General features: G+C 42.4%; 14 protein-coding genes and 1 pseudogene. 11 read left to right on the top strand and 4 right to left on the bottom strand.

All coding sequences use genetic code 11. The annotated features are described in order from the left end of the window. The first annotated feature begins 110 nt into the window (after nt 1–110). Entirely contained in the window at nt 111–773 is a 663-nt protein-coding gene (locus tag B5X68_RS03565; protein WP_082213277.1) for a plasmid mobilization protein, read from the top strand. Continuing rightward, nucleotides 770–1,615, top strand: coding sequence for a relaxase/mobilization nuclease domain-containing protein (locus B5X68_RS03560; protein ID WP_082213276.1), 846 nt, complete (start codon nt 770–772; stop codon nt 1,613–1,615). The genes B5X68_RS03565 and B5X68_RS03560 overlap by 4 nt, the downstream gene beginning before the upstream one ends. A 120-nt stretch (nt 1,616–1,735) precedes the next feature. Here the strand turns inward: B5X68_RS03560 and B5X68_RS28825 are convergent, their stop codons facing one another. Further along, on the bottom strand, nt 1,736–1,873 hold the full coding sequence (locus tag B5X68_RS28825; RefSeq protein WP_170916573.1) for a hypothetical protein: 138 nt from the start codon (nt 1,871–1,873) through the stop codon (nt 1,736–1,738). A 2-nt stretch (nt 1,874–1,875) separates the two neighbouring features. Between B5X68_RS28825 and B5X68_RS03555 the strand changes: the two genes are divergently transcribed. The 7 genes and pseudogenes from B5X68_RS03555 to B5X68_RS03520 form a co-directional block, all read left to right on the top strand. Continuing rightward, nucleotides 1,876–2,433, top strand: coding sequence for an antirestriction protein ArdA (locus B5X68_RS03555; RefSeq protein WP_082213275.1), 558 nt, complete (start codon nt 1,876–1,878; stop codon nt 2,431–2,433). Nucleotides 2,434–2,980: 547 nt separating this feature from the next. Next, a complete protein-coding gene (locus tag B5X68_RS03550; RefSeq protein ID WP_082213274.1) occupies nt 2,981–3,733 on the top strand; it encodes a hypothetical protein in 753 nt (250 codons plus the stop codon). Between the two features lie 119 nt (nt 3,734–3,852). After that, the gene (locus B5X68_RS03545; RefSeq protein ID WP_141110183.1) at nt 3,853–4,590 is read left to right on the top strand and encodes a hypothetical protein; all 738 of its coding nucleotides are present in this window, start codon (nt 3,853–3,855) and stop codon (nt 4,588–4,590) included. After that, entirely contained in the window at nt 4,577–4,870 is a 294-nt protein-coding gene (locus B5X68_RS03540; RefSeq protein WP_082213272.1) for a hypothetical protein, read from the top strand. The genes B5X68_RS03545 and B5X68_RS03540 overlap by 14 nt, the downstream gene beginning before the upstream one ends. After that, the gene (locus B5X68_RS03535) at nt 4,867–5,973 is read left to right on the top strand and encodes a S1 family peptidase (protein WP_082213271.1); all 1,107 of its coding nucleotides are present in this window, start codon (nt 4,867–4,869) and stop codon (nt 5,971–5,973) included. The genes B5X68_RS03540 and B5X68_RS03535 overlap by 4 nt, the downstream gene beginning before the upstream one ends. A gap of 5 nt (nt 5,974–5,978) precedes the next feature. Continuing rightward, nucleotides 5,979–7,358, top strand: a complete 1,380-nt coding sequence (locus B5X68_RS03530) for a hypothetical protein (protein WP_082213270.1) — start codon at nt 5,979–5,981, stop codon at nt 7,356–7,358. A 1,203-nt stretch (nt 7,359–8,561) separates the two neighbouring features. Then, a pseudogene (locus tag B5X68_RS03520) lies at nt 8,562–8,948 on the top strand (antirestriction protein ArdA); the annotation flags it as partial. A gap of 366 nt (nt 8,949–9,314) precedes the next feature. On the opposite strand, the gene B5X68_RS28820 reads toward B5X68_RS03520, so the two are convergent. Continuing rightward, nucleotides 9,315–9,491, bottom strand: coding sequence for a hypothetical protein (locus tag B5X68_RS28820; RefSeq protein WP_170916572.1), 177 nt, complete (start codon nt 9,489–9,491; stop codon nt 9,315–9,317). Between the two features lie 445 nt (nt 9,492–9,936). Between B5X68_RS28820 and B5X68_RS03515 the strand changes: the two genes are divergently transcribed. Continuing rightward, a complete protein-coding gene (locus tag B5X68_RS03515) occupies nt 9,937–10,779 on the top strand; it encodes a hypothetical protein (RefSeq protein WP_082213269.1) in 843 nt (280 codons plus the stop codon). A 7-nt stretch (nt 10,780–10,786) separates the two neighbouring features. After that, nucleotides 10,787–12,181 (top strand): M48 family metalloprotease, encoded by a 1,395-nt coding sequence (locus B5X68_RS03510; RefSeq protein ID WP_141110181.1) that lies wholly within the window; start codon nt 10,787–10,789, stop codon nt 12,179–12,181. Between the two features lie 76 nt (nt 12,182–12,257). On the opposite strand, the gene B5X68_RS03505 is transcribed toward B5X68_RS03510, so the two are convergent. Both B5X68_RS03505 and B5X68_RS03500 read right to left on the bottom strand, forming a co-directional pair. Beyond that, nucleotides 12,258–12,746, bottom strand: coding sequence for a hypothetical protein (locus B5X68_RS03505; RefSeq protein ID WP_082213267.1), 489 nt, complete (start codon nt 12,744–12,746; stop codon nt 12,258–12,260). A gap of 794 nt (nt 12,747–13,540) precedes the next feature. Beyond that, nucleotides 13,541–14,658, bottom strand: a protein-coding gene (locus B5X68_RS03500) for an IS3 family transposase (RefSeq protein WP_374754809.1) whose coding sequence is annotated in 2 segments (ribosomal slippage) — nt 13,541–14,406 and nt 14,406–14,658 — 1,119 coding nt in all. Because the reading frame shifts where the segments join, the coding sequence is not laid out codon by codon here. Between the last annotated feature and the right edge of the window lie 158 nt (nt 14,659–14,816).

The following is a 14,816-nucleotide window of genomic DNA, read 5'->3' as shown; positions in this document are numbered from 1 at the left end:
CAGCTATCGCCGGTACGTCGCAAAAAAGCGACTCCCCGGCGGCTGGCCATGGGAAAACCCCTGGACCCCTGCTATTCGCCTCGCGGCTCATAGCTTAAACCGTAGACATTATGAAAAGCAAAAGAAAAGGAAGACCACCGAAAGAGGAGAAGGTTGTGCGAAGGGACCACTTTTCTGTATGGGTTACCAAAGATGAAAAAGTCGAGATTAACCAGCTGGTTGAGAAGAGCGGACTCTCAGCAAGCCAATTCTTTTTAACACTGGCATTGGATACACCCATCAAACGGCCGCAAAAGAAAACATTGCCCGCCCGAACGGCGGAGATGATCCGGACTCTCGAACAACTTAGCGGTATTCTGTCGCTTGCGGTTTTGAAAACAAAGGACCACCAAATGCAAAGTCGGCAATGGATGCAGAGCAGTCAGCACCTGCGCTTACTTTCACAGATCATCACGCTCTGGATATTTGAAGATTTTGAGATCAGGATATTTCATAAGACGCTCAACAATGTACAGGAGTGGATGCACCAGTTAACGCTATACATTCAGCAGATCCTGCCTGAATCTCAAAACAAGACCAGCATTCTTGAAACAACTGAAAACATTTTTCGCAATGCCCAAGAGCTATTGGCAAAATATGAGAGCTACTATCAGCCGGGTGAACTGGCCGGACAGCTTCGGATATGGAAATCGGAGGTGTCGGATCATCCCGATCAAGTGCATAAGATGATTGAAGAGAAGGTCAGGGCAATGCTTAAACGTTTCGACTTATGATAGGGAAAGTGGGTTTGGGAAACTTTGCGAAGGGAATATTGAGCTACTGTTATTACGAAAAAGAGTTGACAGCAAAACAATTGAAAGAAGTTACGATTGACGACGTTCGGGGAGAGCTTATTTACATTCAGCATCTTGGCATAAATACAATGCAGGACGGAAGGCTGGACTTGGATTATCTAGCCAAACAAATGCTGGATAACAGGGACAAAAACAGAAATCTCAATAAATATGTTTGGCATCAATCGTTCAGCTTTCCCCCAGGGGAAGATCCGTCCACAGAGAAGCTCACCAGCTTGGTCGTAGAGTTTGCAAAGGAATTTGGTTTTGCGGAAAATCAAATGCTTGCCTTCAAGCACAACGACACGAAGCATAAGCACATTCATATTGTCGCAAACCGGATCAACTACAACGGCAAAAACACCGCCGATCATTTTAAGAACTATGCGCGGACGGGCGAATTCTCAAGACGAATGGAATTGGAACTTGGACTAACTATAACTTCTGATATGACCTTGAATCAAAAAGGAAAGCAGCAAGCACCAAGGCAGGATACAGCAATCATCAACCTCCGGACTTTGGTAGATCAGGTTTTAGCAAAAGCATCTTCAATCGATGAGCTCGGAAGGCAAATGCAAACGCACGGATTCAAGACGTATATAGGAAGAGGTGTAGCTTTTTTCAATATGCAAAATCGGATGAAAGTGAAAGGTTCTGACCTGGGGAAAGACTATTCATTGCAAAATCTTGAAAAGCGAATGGGGATGGAGATGTCGCAAGCTTTTGTGCCTGTAAAACGGAAGAAAAAGTCTCGGCGGAAACGACAAGGATTGAGCATCTGATGAACGTCAAATAGAGAAACAGCCGACAATATGTTTTCCAGAGTTCAAAACCACACGCACACTTGTCAGTCAGTGCAACGAAAGATACGAAGTAAAAAGTGACGGCTGTAAAGTCTACGGCTATTTACCGCGGCCATCGCCGCTCCTTAAACCGCCTCCCGACTTTGCACCCAGGGGCAAGCCCGTCACTTTTTCTTCGATTGAAGGAGGCGATTGCCCTGAGCACAAAGCCAGGCTCGTAACTTTAAAGACTTTCAATCATGAAATCAGTAGAAAATGCTCCAAAGATTTATGTAGGCACCTATGGAATGTACAACAGCGGTTCACTCTTCGGGAAATGGTTTGATTTGACTGACTACGCTGAGACAAAAGAGTTTTACCAGGATTGTTATGAATACCATAGGAATGAATTTGATCCAGAGCTTATGTTTCAGGACTGGGAAAACATTCCGGACTTTTTGATTTCGGAATGCAGCTTGGATGATAGCGTATTTCAATACTTTCAAGCATCGGACGAGATGGATGATGATACAGCGGAAGCTTTCAAAATTTACTGCGAACAGATCAGTAGCTGGCCTGGGAATGGAAAAGCACTAGACGAACAAGTCGAGAGTTTTCAGGAGAGCTACCGCGGCCACTTCGGCGGATCGATGAGAGACGCGAAGGTAGAATATGCTTATCAGTACGTTGATGAAACTGGAATGTTGGCTGACGCGCCTTCTCTACTTGAACGGTATTTTGATTATGAAGCTTATGCTCGGGATTTGTTTTTAGAAGGATATGCCGAAGTGGATGGTTATGTGTTTGCTGACTACTGAGTAATTACAAGGATATAACAGGCTACTGCTTGTTATATCCTTGTAATTCTTATCTTGAATAAACTTTGCTTAGCAAAATCTAAACAAGTCCTGAATCATGGATGATTACTTGTTTAGAACTCGGATTCTGGCGAAAAACCAATTGAAAACTGCTTATAATCTCCCACTTCTATACAGGACAAGATATCGAAACATTTCGATGAAGCTGCAATTAATCGTGTGCAAGTTCATCAAATTCACTACGACAGTGGAAAAGTTTAATGCTCCCTAATATCTAAATAGTTACTCAAATTTTCCAACCTGGTACGAACTGCTCCCAGATATTGAGACTGTTGAAAGTAGAATTTCCGATGTTATAAACGGGTTAAATCCCATAGCCCTAACGCGGGGACAATTACAATTCAATTCCTGTTAGAACCGAACTGCAAACTTCTCTATAATATGCCAAGATTTTTATAACATTTAAATAAGAGAAAGCGATTGTTTGATATTTTAATTCCTAGATAATATATTGGTAACAATTAGTGCACTACGACCATCCTCACTCATGAAACTAATTTGGACTTTTGGGCTAATACTGTTTACCGCTACATGCTATGCACAATTGTGTACCGATTTGCCGCGTGGAAGCGTTGCATTAGCAGGTGATCTGGGTTATAAATCTCGCGGCAGCTACTGCGAGGGATTGATTACCGAAAGCAAAGTAAATGGAGCCTTATTTGACATAGCTTCTTTTACCAGCGGACCAGTTAATTTTTTTGATGCAGAAGATGAGATAATATCACTAGGAACATCTCTAAATATAAAGACTCCTGTTAAAATTGTTGGTGTATCCTATAATCTTTCTGATGAATATCGCCTTGATGTTAACACTACTGCTGGAAGTGTTATTCAGATAGCAGCCAGGAATGTTATTGCCAAAAGGCATATCAAAAAGGAAAATCTAGGATTTTATGCTCAGTACACTTTCGGCGGCGAGCAGTATTTTTTTCCTGTTGCAATGTCTTCTTTTCGAATTACTAATAGGCCTGCTGATCGAAATTATAAGTTGCGCTTGGCTGGTAATGTTTCGATAAAGTCTGCGACCTATAAACTCCTGAGGGTTAAAAATGGACAAAGCGACGGAAATGCTATGAATGCGTCTAACGCGGGGCAAGCCCGGGTGTTGGGTCCTCGTCTTATCGAAATAGACATCATCAGGTCAATCGGTAAAGGCCTGTATAAATTAGAAGTAACGGTCGAGTCGTTTGACGGGTATAAGTCAGAGTTGCCAGCCAAGATGATCGAACTCCCCGGATGAGCCATTTTTATAAAAAATTTCCGCCGTCAATCAGGGAAGTTGTTCGTGGCGGGTTCGGTTTTGCAACCGCCTATCGTCGTATACGCCAGTACCGGCGCGTCAATAAACGGTACAATCAAATGCTTGAACAGACTGCCCTTAACCTTCCAAGGGTTGAAAGCAACATGGCGCGGCTAAATGCGCTACGGGACTTGAAGGATCACTTTCTTGAACACGTATATTGGTTTGCGCGACTGGTTATTATACTGTGTGTCGCCGGGCTTTCGATATGGCTCATGCAAGGAGCATCAAGCACCGCGGTAACAGGGACCATACATACCTCCGCACTCTCATTTGTAAATGTGGATGAAGAGTTGTTGAAAAGCGATAGGTCGGAAAATACAGGTGTTTCCTGGCGCGGAGCGGCGATATTCGAGAACGTAAGACCCGAACAGAGGCGAAAAAACGGGAATTTTCTGCTTACCTCCGAAAAGGACTCGATTCTGAATTTCAAGTCTATGTACCTGCCCGAAAACAGCCTGATCGACGTGTATCAGCAGCGCCCAGACAATATCGGACTGGAAATCAGGCAGTCACACCCCGATTTGACTTCCGGGATAAAAGTAGGTTCAACCGGAAACGGAATTTTGCGTGAATTCTCGTCTGTCGATAGTACGGTTGAGAATTTAAGGGGAGAACCTTTGAACTTTGTCAATCAGGCCAATACGATGCCTATCAAAATTGATCTGCACAAAGTTGAGAAATTCCGCATCCGGAATTTAAAAGTTACCCGGCTGGCCTTTGAGTCCAAATCCCCTATTAAACAGAGAGGCGCATACTGCGGTTACAGGAGGTTTGGTAAGGATGGTGGAGATTAAGGAGGACTCCGTGCCGGTAAGGGCCGGAGATGTGGTGAACCTCGGGCCTACCGACACCCTGCGAATCGACATTGAGTCCGATCCGGAAGGCTTCGAAATTAATTTTCATGGAAAGGTCTCCACTTTAGAAGTGGGCATTGAGGAAAGTAGTGCTACCAATGACAAAAGGCCGTCGCGTTTCCGTGTTATGCTTGATACCAACTCGTGGATACTTACCATTCTCTGGGGCGCATTGACATTTGTGATACCCTATTTAGTCCGCTCAAAACGACAATTATGAAATCGGTCATCTCCATCGCCGTCTATTTATATCTGGGATTAACTTATTCCTTTGCCCAAACAATCAGCGCATCTGCCCGCGATCTGCTGAGCGACAATGTGGTTGAGATCCGGGCCAACAATGCGGATCGTACATTCAATGAAGTAGGCAGTGGATTCGTGGCGGGTCGCAGCGGCGATACCATTTTTATCATCACGGCAGCGCATGTGGTTGAAAAATCCAGTGAAGTAAAAGTTCGTTTTTCTCAGAACCGATACGACGGCGAGGCTGATGTGTTAAAACAAAACATATTTTTAGATGTCGCGGTTTTACGCATTGTCTGCCCGGGCCGCTCTTGGAGGCCGTTTCTATATGTTCGGGAGCCAAAAGGCGGAAAAGCGGTTTATATTTTGTCCGTAAGGAGCGAGCGGAGCGCGGTTGACCTCGGGGGAGCCGCTATACTAACCAGCGTGGACAAGGAGCAGCTAATGTCGAAGGTCGGTGCCCAGCATGGCGACTCGGGTACTCCCTTGTTTTCCGGGGATGCAATGGTAGGAATGGTTTTTAAAAGCCCGGGCCTGGCACGCCCGGCCATGATGCTGAAAAGTATGCTTGAAAACTGGGGGATTCCATGGGGCTTACCGGAGGCGTCGCCCGATTTACATCCAACTAAGCCACAACCACCGACAACGAAGGTTCCGATCATTCCGATCCGCTCGATCCGGGACTCCAAAACGCAGGAACTGATCACCCCGCTGTATGACAACGACGGCTCGTCCGAAAAGAAAATCGTGGATGGCGGTGCTTACTCGTACATCATTTCTTTCGGCGAGAAACGTATGATAGATCAGGTTCGCTTGTATTACCCTGCGCACATTGACGAAGATTTACCTTCATTTGCTACCCTGTTTTTTCCTGGAAGCAACAAGCGGATCAAGTTGAAGTCTTACAAAGCACCGGTTATAGAAAGTAATATCCATGGTCATTGGATTATTTTCAATCTTCGCCAGGTCTTCTTTGAAGAAAAAGTACACCTCGAATTTGCGCTTGCCCAATATTCGGATGGAAAAGTCTTTCCATTCACTTTTTATGAAATACAATTCCGTGGCCCTAACAATAATTGAACCTCATGAAACAATTTCTACCCTGCCTCATCTTCATACTTGTTTCAACATGCTCACTGGCGCAATCCGTCAACCATGAAGTTTATCTGCCCAATATCGTATATCTGGAAGGTGAAATCTACGGATTAATAGTTGGCCAGGAAGGGAATACCTATTATGTCATGACAGCAGATCAATCGAAACCCGAGGAGCTGCCAAATAATTTGAATACCTATTTCTATAAAAATAATACGACCTACCTCGCGATGCAGGTTCGTACTTTCAATTTCAAAGGATCAAGACTGTATTTGTATGCCGTGAAAGCGAATATAGCCGTTGATTGGCGTAAGGCTTATTACCAGTCCTATTCCAAAGCATCGGCACCGTTTTATTCTTATATCGGTGATTCCAAACAAAAGTCGACATGGTATCCCAACAGCCGTGAATTCACCAAAAATCAATTGCTGAGTAAAGCAGAAATACAACTTGCTACGGTCAGAGGGAACGTTTATGCGCAGGGAATGCCGGTTATTGATAATTTCAATTCAATCGTCGGAATCATTTCAAGCTCAATGGCGGGAGAAGAGTCTACACCGCTAACCACCATGATTGACATCGGCCAGATTGCTGATGAACTAATATCGGCCTCGGACTGCAAATACTTTCAACTAGTGGAATTTGGTCAACCGGCCAACAGATGTGACACCGAACGGCAGCTTGCTCAAAAAGACAAGCAATTGAAAGCAAGAATCCAACGTGACAATAGAATGCGTGCGATAGCGATCGCCCCTGTAGTATCGGTAGGTCTTTCGGCCACATATGAGGACAATGCCGGGAACTCAACATCAGGGGCAAAAGGCTATGCGCTGGGCGTAAACCTGATCACCAATCCCGACGCAGGCCGGGTTAGGTTCGCCATCAAACCCAGGGCGCTCTTCACCGAAATCAAACCGGGGAAAAACGTGACTTCGTCTTCCCCGATCGGCTTTCAGGCTAAGAAATTCAGCTGGTACAATGTCGATGTCCCGATATTCGCTGAATTTGTTTTTAGCCGGAAGGTGCATTCCACCGGATATTTTGGTTTAGGTTATACCCTCGGCTATCAAAAGGACATCGACTACGAATTCAGTTATAGCGGATACAGAGGCAATCTCGTTAATAAGGCTAGTGGCACGGCTGGTTTTGTTCAAAAACCAACCGCAGAGATTGGCATTGAAGGAGGTCGTCTGAGGCTTGATCTGTTCTTTTGGTATCAGCTGAGCGACTGGAATAAATCGCAGATGTACCGGATCTCCAAGACGGATGTGAACCCTTTTGAAGGCATGCAGCGACACATTTGGACGATTGGCCTTGAATTATCATTCAGGATCAACGGAAAATGGGGGATGAAGTCGATACCGGAATAGGTAAATGCCATCCTGCCGTAGGAAATCAATGCTGTTTCGGAGAATTTGGGACTCTTGCAAGCTGCTGGCATGAGTGGTGAGAAGCCCGTAGAATTTTTCTGAAAGGCCTGATCCATTCAAGAATTGAACCGGCCAAGTATAGCCTGCTTCTGACTAACGCCGGGTGTCCAAGTAATGGTTTTGAAAACTTTGTCAGTCGCAGCATGTGGCTACGCCCCGGGATATGCAGACGAAAACCTTAATGATTCGTTAAGTGGTTGCCAAGTATGTTTTCAATTTGATTTCGCGAAAATTGGAAGCACGGCCCGATTTACCGGCTATTTGAGAGACCTTTGATAGTTTCCTGATTGAAGTTAGCCCCGGAATTGTAGTTATTGTTGATTAGGCGGCCTTTATCAATATTTGATCAAAGATTGAGCGTTGAAACAAATACTTTCGTCTCTTGTCAGAGACAAGTAGTTTTCAAAGCTTAACTTACAACCTGTTCCCAATTCAATTTATCGTCTTATAGGCAATTGTACTTCATTATCTCTATTCCATCTTTGGATGATTCGCAGTGTTAGTTGCCGGGATGATATTATTCATATCGTTAAGGTTGGGTGCCTTTATTTCGCGTGACCTAGATTTCGAGGAGTGGTGCAAGGAAGTTGTTGCCGAAGCGATATTTCATATCGTAATTGGTGGCGGTGGATCATACCGGCCAAGTGTTGAACATCTGCAAAAATGATTTAGTTACTGGGAGGCAAGTTTCGAATCTTGTTGTGGGAAAATGTTTTTAGTTTCCGGCAATTCCCTATGCTTTCCGATGAATTAGCTGGCAACAGTGTATCGAAAGTTACGAAGTAAAAGTGACGGCTGTAAAGTCTCCGGCTGGTCGCCCACGGCTATTTACTGCGGTTTTCAACGATCCTTACACCGCGCAATGGCCGCCTTCCCCCCACTTTGCATCCATGAGGCAAGCTCCGTTACTTTTTCTTCGAGTGGAACAAGCGATTGCCCTGAGCACAAAGCCGGGCTCTTGCAACTTTAAAGACTTTCAAGCATGAGATCATTAGGAAATGCTCCAAGGATTTATGTAGGCACTTAAGGAATCTACAACAGCGGTTCACTCTTCGGGAAATGGTTTGACCTGACACAGACTACACTGATGCAAAAGAGTTTTACCATGATTGTTATGAATACCATAAGAATGAATTTGATCCAGAGCTCATGTTTCGAGACTGTGAAAACATTCCGGATTTCTTGATTTCAGAATGTAATCTGGATGATTATGCCTTTCTGTACTTCGAAGCGCTGGAAGAGATGGGTGATGCGTTCAAGGCTTATTGCGAACAGATAAGCAGCTGGCCCGGGAATGCTAAAGCACTAGACGAACAACTCGAGAGTTTTCAGGAGAGCTATCGCCGGGATTTTGGTGGATCGATGATGGATACGAAAATAGAGTATGTTTACCAGTACGTGGATGAAACTGGAATGTTGGCTGATGCAGCTTCGGCACTTGAACGATATTGTGATTATAAAGCTTTCGCTAGGGATTTATTCCTAGAAGGATATACAGAGGTGGATGGGTATGTGTTTGCAGACTACTGAGTTTTCAATGCGATATAACCGGCTATGACCGGTTATATCGCATTGAACTAATATCTTTCGGCCCTGTCAGGTAGGAAAAACGGGCTCAAGACGTGAATCATGGATTACAACTTGTTCGGGACTTGAACTGGTTGACAAGCAGCTGATTGATTTGCTCGTTCCAATCCCTCGCTTACAAACTTATTCCAGCGACCAATGTGACTTCGAATAATGGAGTGCCGATTGAAAGCTTCCCAAATAGCAAGGCATTGTGGAATATTTTTCAGCCATTTCTCGATCGAAGCAGAAACCTTCTTGGTCATCGGTTTTCAGAATATTAGACCGGGCATTGTTTCGAATGCCCGGCCTTTGCGTTGAAGTAACTGGTCAGTTACGATAGGCATCACAATCATCTGCGTCGTTACTTATGATCTGACCAGCCAGCAGTCTCAGATCAGCCATGCCCCTGGATTTATCGGTCAGTTCTTCATCGGTAGCATCACACCATTTCGTCCAGACATCGGAGTATTTGGTATCTTTGGAAAGGTAATCCTCCGACTTCATTCAGCTCTCATCCGAGGGTATCACTGTCGGGCTAGCTACAATGTAAAGAGCACTGAACATTCGGGCATGTGTACCCAACTTAATCATCATAGATCTTTGATGATATACGACTTTATAAACTCTTTGACCGTTTAATAATTTTTTAATAATCAGGTTTGATATGCATGTTTAATTTTCTAAATTCTTTCCATATGATAGTCATATGAAAAATCAATATATCTAGAACACTTCTTTTATACTCTTATGGTGAAGTAACCTCCCTCTGGTAGGCAAGACATTTAAAAACTAGGGAGGGTTCAAATAAAATATTAATTTACGATGCTTCCTTTCTGATTAAACGCAATACACTATCAATAAACTAATTGCCACGAAAGACGTTCTCAATTTATTGTTTGTATATTGCTATTGATAAAAGTTAATTATGTCACCCTAAATATACCAAGCGATGGGCAAATTTTACATAGGATTATTTGTGTTCCTCTTTCTAAACCTTTTGGCTTGTACAAATAAATCGGCGTTGACGCAAATAATAGATGCCGTTCCAGTCAATAAAGTATTACCAGACGATTACACAAATAGGCTTTTATTTAAGAATACCTCAATAGTTAGGGAAGACTTAGCATCTTTTGTGGGATCAATTGTGTATGTCGACACCGCAGGGAATGCCCAAATTGTATATCCACCCTCTCTACTTCGTGCAAGCGGCCGGCCAGCGACTACTGTTCCCCTAAGCGATCAGGTCGTTTACGAATCTAAGCTTACCAGCGATTGGGAAGCGGACGTCAAACTGGCTCTATTGAAACAGTTGTTCAGTTCAGAACTGAATTCATCTGGAAAACGTGGGTACTCAGTAATTATCCAGGACATAGCTTCCACTAAAATATCGCAGGATAGTTTGAAATGGGATAAAGTTTTTGACATTGCTCTTAATGTTCCAAAACCTTCTGATACTAAATGCCGATGTCTTATAATGAATTCTATTTTGACAAATATTAATTACAAACAATTTACCGAAATAGATAATAAACTAAAAATTGGAGTGGGCGAGGTGTTTGCTGCCGATGGAGTTAAATACAATTCACAGAATAGCTTGAATTCCAAAGATTACCGGCTATCCTACTGGTGCTATGACATAGATAAGGCGTTAAAATATACTAAAACGAAAAATGCTTTTGATGGAAATGATGATAAAAGCAAATTAGAGTCAATATCATATCTAAAATCACTATCGACTGATGCCCTTATCAAAACAGTATTGTCTTCAAGTGTCGTTAATAGTCTAAAATAGTGGAAAAATGAAAACAGGAATATTTATAATTTGTTTTTCGTTCTCGATATGGATGTGCTCGCCCCGACAACTAAAAAGCATTTCTGAAACGAAAAACGTTACTGCGCAAACTAAGCAACGCGTTTGTGACGAGACTGTATCCACTTCCATAGTTAATGCTCTTCAAAACTCAAGTTTTGTTGTTGATCAATATTTGCCAGGCGACTCCATCTTGGCTTATTCCAAAAGATCAAAAGGTAATCTAGTAGATTCAGGCGCCGCTGCTCTAATTCGAAAAATTTTATCTAATAAATCGTTGTACAAAAACCCAGGCCCATTTACTAACTTGTTTCGAATTTATTCTGAGAGCCTAGTTCAAACGTCAAGACTAGTGAATCAAGGTATTGATACAAGTGATTTTATTATTTTGAGCAACCATACCCGCGATGTGAATGCTCGGACATTTGAAATTGCAGGCTGTTACAAGAAACTGATACTTGTGAATGATATTTTTGCAATTTTTTGCCATGAGCTCCCGCGAAATCTTTATTATCTATATGATGTAAAATTTTTTGCAAAAAATAAAGATGACTATGATGCATTTAATAGCGGTAGAAGTAAGTCGCTTGATTTAGATGTTGAATTTGCAGACTCAATTAGTTTGTTGTCAAATGCTGTTGATTCAAAAAATAAAATGAGATTCGCTTCAATAGTGATGAACCATTTAGACGCTTCGTCGTGGGTTGAAGATGATACCCTCGTCGATCATCAAAAAGCTTTCATGGCGATTGTTACCTCGTCAATGGAGCATTTTGTCATAGCCCATGAACTTGCACACATCTTTCGTGGGCACATAGGAACAAATACCCCTATGCAAGCAATATCGAAATATGCAGACACATTAATAAATTTAAATACAAAATTATTCAGTTGGGCGGAAGAATTGGAGGCAGATTATTTTGGAGCAATGGTCTTTGCGGAGTACCTTAAGGGGAAACCCAAAAGTTTAACATCAAATAAACTTGCGAAATGGAGCCCGTCTATACTAATGAGTAATAGGCAATTATATAATAAAATTCAGACTATTAAAGTGGGAGGGGAGAGTTGGGCACCTGACGAAGATATTAGCCGATTTTCTGCAAATCTTAAACAGCTAAACGAAAATACAGCAACAATTGATTTTCATAAATTAATTTTAAGCTCGATCGATATCTCTGAAAGATATAAAACCTTAAAGTATCCCCCCGAAGTGTACAGAAATGAAGTAATTAAATATGCGCTTTACAAGAGTAGCCTGCTGACAAAAGATGAATTCGAATCAAAAAATAACTTAGGGTCCAGGTGGCAGGAAGGATTACGAATTATGTATAATTCCACGAAAGACGATCTTAAACTGGCATTCGACCAGTTTTCCAAAAAATAGCGTCTCAACTTTAACGCGTAAGCATGTAGCTGTTCTAAATAACAACTACATGCTTATGTTTCTAGATTATCATAATTCACTTCTTAACTGCCGCAAGATTATTGCTTTTGCCATTTCCTGGGCCACCGCCATCAGTAATTTCATGTGAGCCATTTGCCTCTTTTCGCAACTTCTTGCCTCGCTGTACAACTGCTACTACTTTTTCAGTGCTAACGCCATGGCCTGCAATGTCAGCATCTTTTGCCTTATTTTCTTTATCCGCAAGTCTAGTATTATTTCTTCCATTTCCCTTTTCACCATTCTGTCTACCGTTGCCCTTTCCATCTGATGTTTTTCCATTACCTCCTTTCTCACCCTCATTCGCAATAAGCCCTTTCTTTTTATTAGGGTTATCGTTTTGAACCTTCCTTCCGGACGTCGTGTAGGTAGACTCTTTGCTTTTAGCCGCATGAACATTTGCTTGGTGTGAGCTTTTGCCATTGCCAACACCATTGCCGTCCTGGGCATTTGCCAAACCTGTAAAGGAAACGAGAACGACAGCTAACACATGTTTAACCTTTTTCATAATTTTGAACGGTTCGTTTTTGCATGCAAAGATATACAATTAATGCGATTTTTATTGTGCGTCAATAATTATAATAATGCGACTAGTAGCTATGTACTTTGGTGAAGTTTTGTAACTGTCTTTAACTTGCACTGAGGTTGCACTTAAAATTCAGCAGCCGTACTAGCAGGTGTAAACCGATCTTTCGGAAGCTTGCTATTTGGTTGAATAGATTTTTAAATCTATTCAACCAAATAGCAAGCCGTTCCAATGTTAAGTAAAATCAAAGAAGATCACGAATATTTAAATTGTGGCAACAAACATCATTTTTAGGCTGTCGCTGAAGGCGAATGACCAGCATATCCCTGATCATTTCTATACAATGTCGGGACAATTTTGGTTTAACAAATTAAAATCACGAGTTGCACGAATCTGTCTCCTAAAACTGCGCATCTCTGGCGCTATTATATCTCCGTATGAAATGAACTGAATTCAAAAGGTTGCTAACATATGAAGGTATTTCACAATTCCAATAATTTACCTAGTTGACTTGGAGCAAAAGAAAAATTAAATGTAGTTGTTGTACGCATCTCTGTCTGACGTGGTTCCGTTTTGGTTTGCATTTTTGCGGGTTAGTAATTATTAAAAACTTCAATTCTCATTCGGTTTGCCGATAGTATTGGGCCGCAAAAGCTACTGGATTTAGACAGTTTAATGACGAATGCAGCCTCCTGGTATTTCAATATCCATTAATGTATTCAAATAAAACAGACTTAATTTCTCGATACTTTCGTAACTGAGCCGCTCCCAGGTTTTCAGACGGTTGAAAGTAGAGTTTCCGGTGTTTCTTGATGTAAATTAACAAATTCCTTTGGGGTTAAATCATTCAGCGAGCTGTGAGGCCTGAAGTGGTTGTATTCCCACCGAAAGTCCTCGATTTTTTCTCGGGCGTCGTCCAGCGATAAGAACCAATTGACTGAAAGGCATTCGTCTCGGAATTTTCCGTTAAATGATTCAACATACGGATTATCGCTTGGTTTCCCGGGTCTTGAAAAGTCTAAAGTAACCCTATTTGTATAAGCCCACAAATCCATTTCCTTCGAGATAAATTCACTGCCATTGTCGCACTGCATACGTTCTGGAAAACATCCTTCGATTAAGCAGATCCTGGTCAGTTCAGCTGCGACATCTGTCCCTTTCAGAGATTTGCCAAGCAGCAATCCGTGGCAGATTTTACTGCAATTATCCACTACAGTTAACACCCGGAATTGTTCGCCGTTGTAGAGCGCATCTTGCACGAAATCTATACTCCACACCTTATTTATTCCTTGAGTGTCCAGACGTTCCAATCGGTGCTCTGCGCTTCGGCTTCTTCTTGGCCTCTTAGTTCGCAAATTCAGCCCGCAGGTCTTATAAATGCGGTAAACACGTTTATGATTGTCACTAAACCCTTCTCTTTTCAACAGCACAAAAATGCGTCTGAACCCATATCGAACCCTCGTATTTGCGATTTCTTTCATGCGCATCATTAGCAATGTATCGTCACGACGGTGCGATTTGTAGTAATACATTGCCCGAACCAATTTCACACACCGGCATGCTCTTTGGATTGAGACGCGATAATTCGAAATAAGCCAATTGGCCATTTCTTTTTTGTAAGGAGGCCTCACAGCTTTTTTTTAATAACATCCTGAAGCATTTGCTTGTCCAGGCTCAGATCTGCGACAAGCTTTTTCAACTGGGCGTTTTCCTCCTCCAACTGACGCAGCTTTCGCAGTTCGGCAACGCCCATGCCGCCGTACTTTTTCTTCCAGTTGAAAAAAGTGGCCTGGGAAACCCCTAATTGACGGCATATCTCCTCGACACGTGTGCCGGTCTCCGATTGTCTAAGCGCAAAAGCGATCTGCGCTTCCGTGAATTTCGACTTTTTCATAGTGACAAATTACGTTTTTGATCCGTTTTTGCCACCGAAAATCTCTAGTTTTCAGCTGTCTCGATTGCTGGGGGGAGGTCAGCGACTTAAAGTACTCAAACTTTATAAACGTCAGTCGGCAGCCAATTCAATTGATTTTTTAGACAAACTTATTGAAG

It is taken from the genome of Dyadobacter psychrophilus (assembly GCF_900167945.1).
Lineage (GTDB): Bacteria > Bacteroidota > Bacteroidia > Cytophagales > Spirosomataceae > Dyadobacter > Dyadobacter psychrophilus.
Note: the sequence above shows the minus strand (reverse complement) of the source record. Positions and strands in the feature narration are given on the sequence as shown.

Coding starts and splice junctions, on each gene's coding strand:
- B5X68_RS03550 (WP_082213274.1), top strand. CDS start 2,981: ATGAAACTAATTTGGACTTTTGGGCTAATACTGTTTACCGCTACATGC.
- B5X68_RS03560 (WP_082213276.1), top strand. CDS start 770: ATGATAGGGAAAGTGGGTTTGGGAAACTTTGCGAAGGGAATATTGAGC.
- B5X68_RS03510 (WP_141110181.1), top strand. CDS start 10,787: ATGAAAACAGGAATATTTATAATTTGTTTTTCGTTCTCGATATGGATG.
- B5X68_RS03545 (WP_141110183.1), top strand. CDS start 3,853: ATGCTTGAACAGACTGCCCTTAACCTTCCAAGGGTTGAAAGCAACATG.
- B5X68_RS03530 (WP_082213270.1), top strand. CDS start 5,979: ATGAAACAATTTCTACCCTGCCTCATCTTCATACTTGTTTCAACATGC.
- B5X68_RS03515 (WP_082213269.1), top strand. CDS start 9,937: ATGGGCAAATTTTACATAGGATTATTTGTGTTCCTCTTTCTAAACCTT.
- B5X68_RS03535 (WP_082213271.1), top strand. CDS start 4,867: ATGAAATCGGTCATCTCCATCGCCGTCTATTTATATCTGGGATTAACT.
- B5X68_RS03505 (WP_082213267.1), bottom strand. CDS start 12,746: ATGAAAAAGGTTAAACATGTGTTAGCTGTCGTTCTCGTTTCCTTTACA.
- B5X68_RS03555 (WP_082213275.1), top strand. CDS start 1,876: ATGAAATCAGTAGAAAATGCTCCAAAGATTTATGTAGGCACCTATGGA.
- B5X68_RS03540 (WP_082213272.1), top strand. CDS start 4,577: ATGGTGGAGATTAAGGAGGACTCCGTGCCGGTAAGGGCCGGAGATGTG.
- B5X68_RS03565 (WP_082213277.1), top strand. CDS start 111: ATGAAAAGCAAAAGAAAAGGAAGACCACCGAAAGAGGAGAAGGTTGTG.
- B5X68_RS28820 (WP_170916572.1), bottom strand. CDS start 9,491: ATGAAGTCGGAGGATTACCTTTCCAAAGATACCAAATACTCCGATGTC.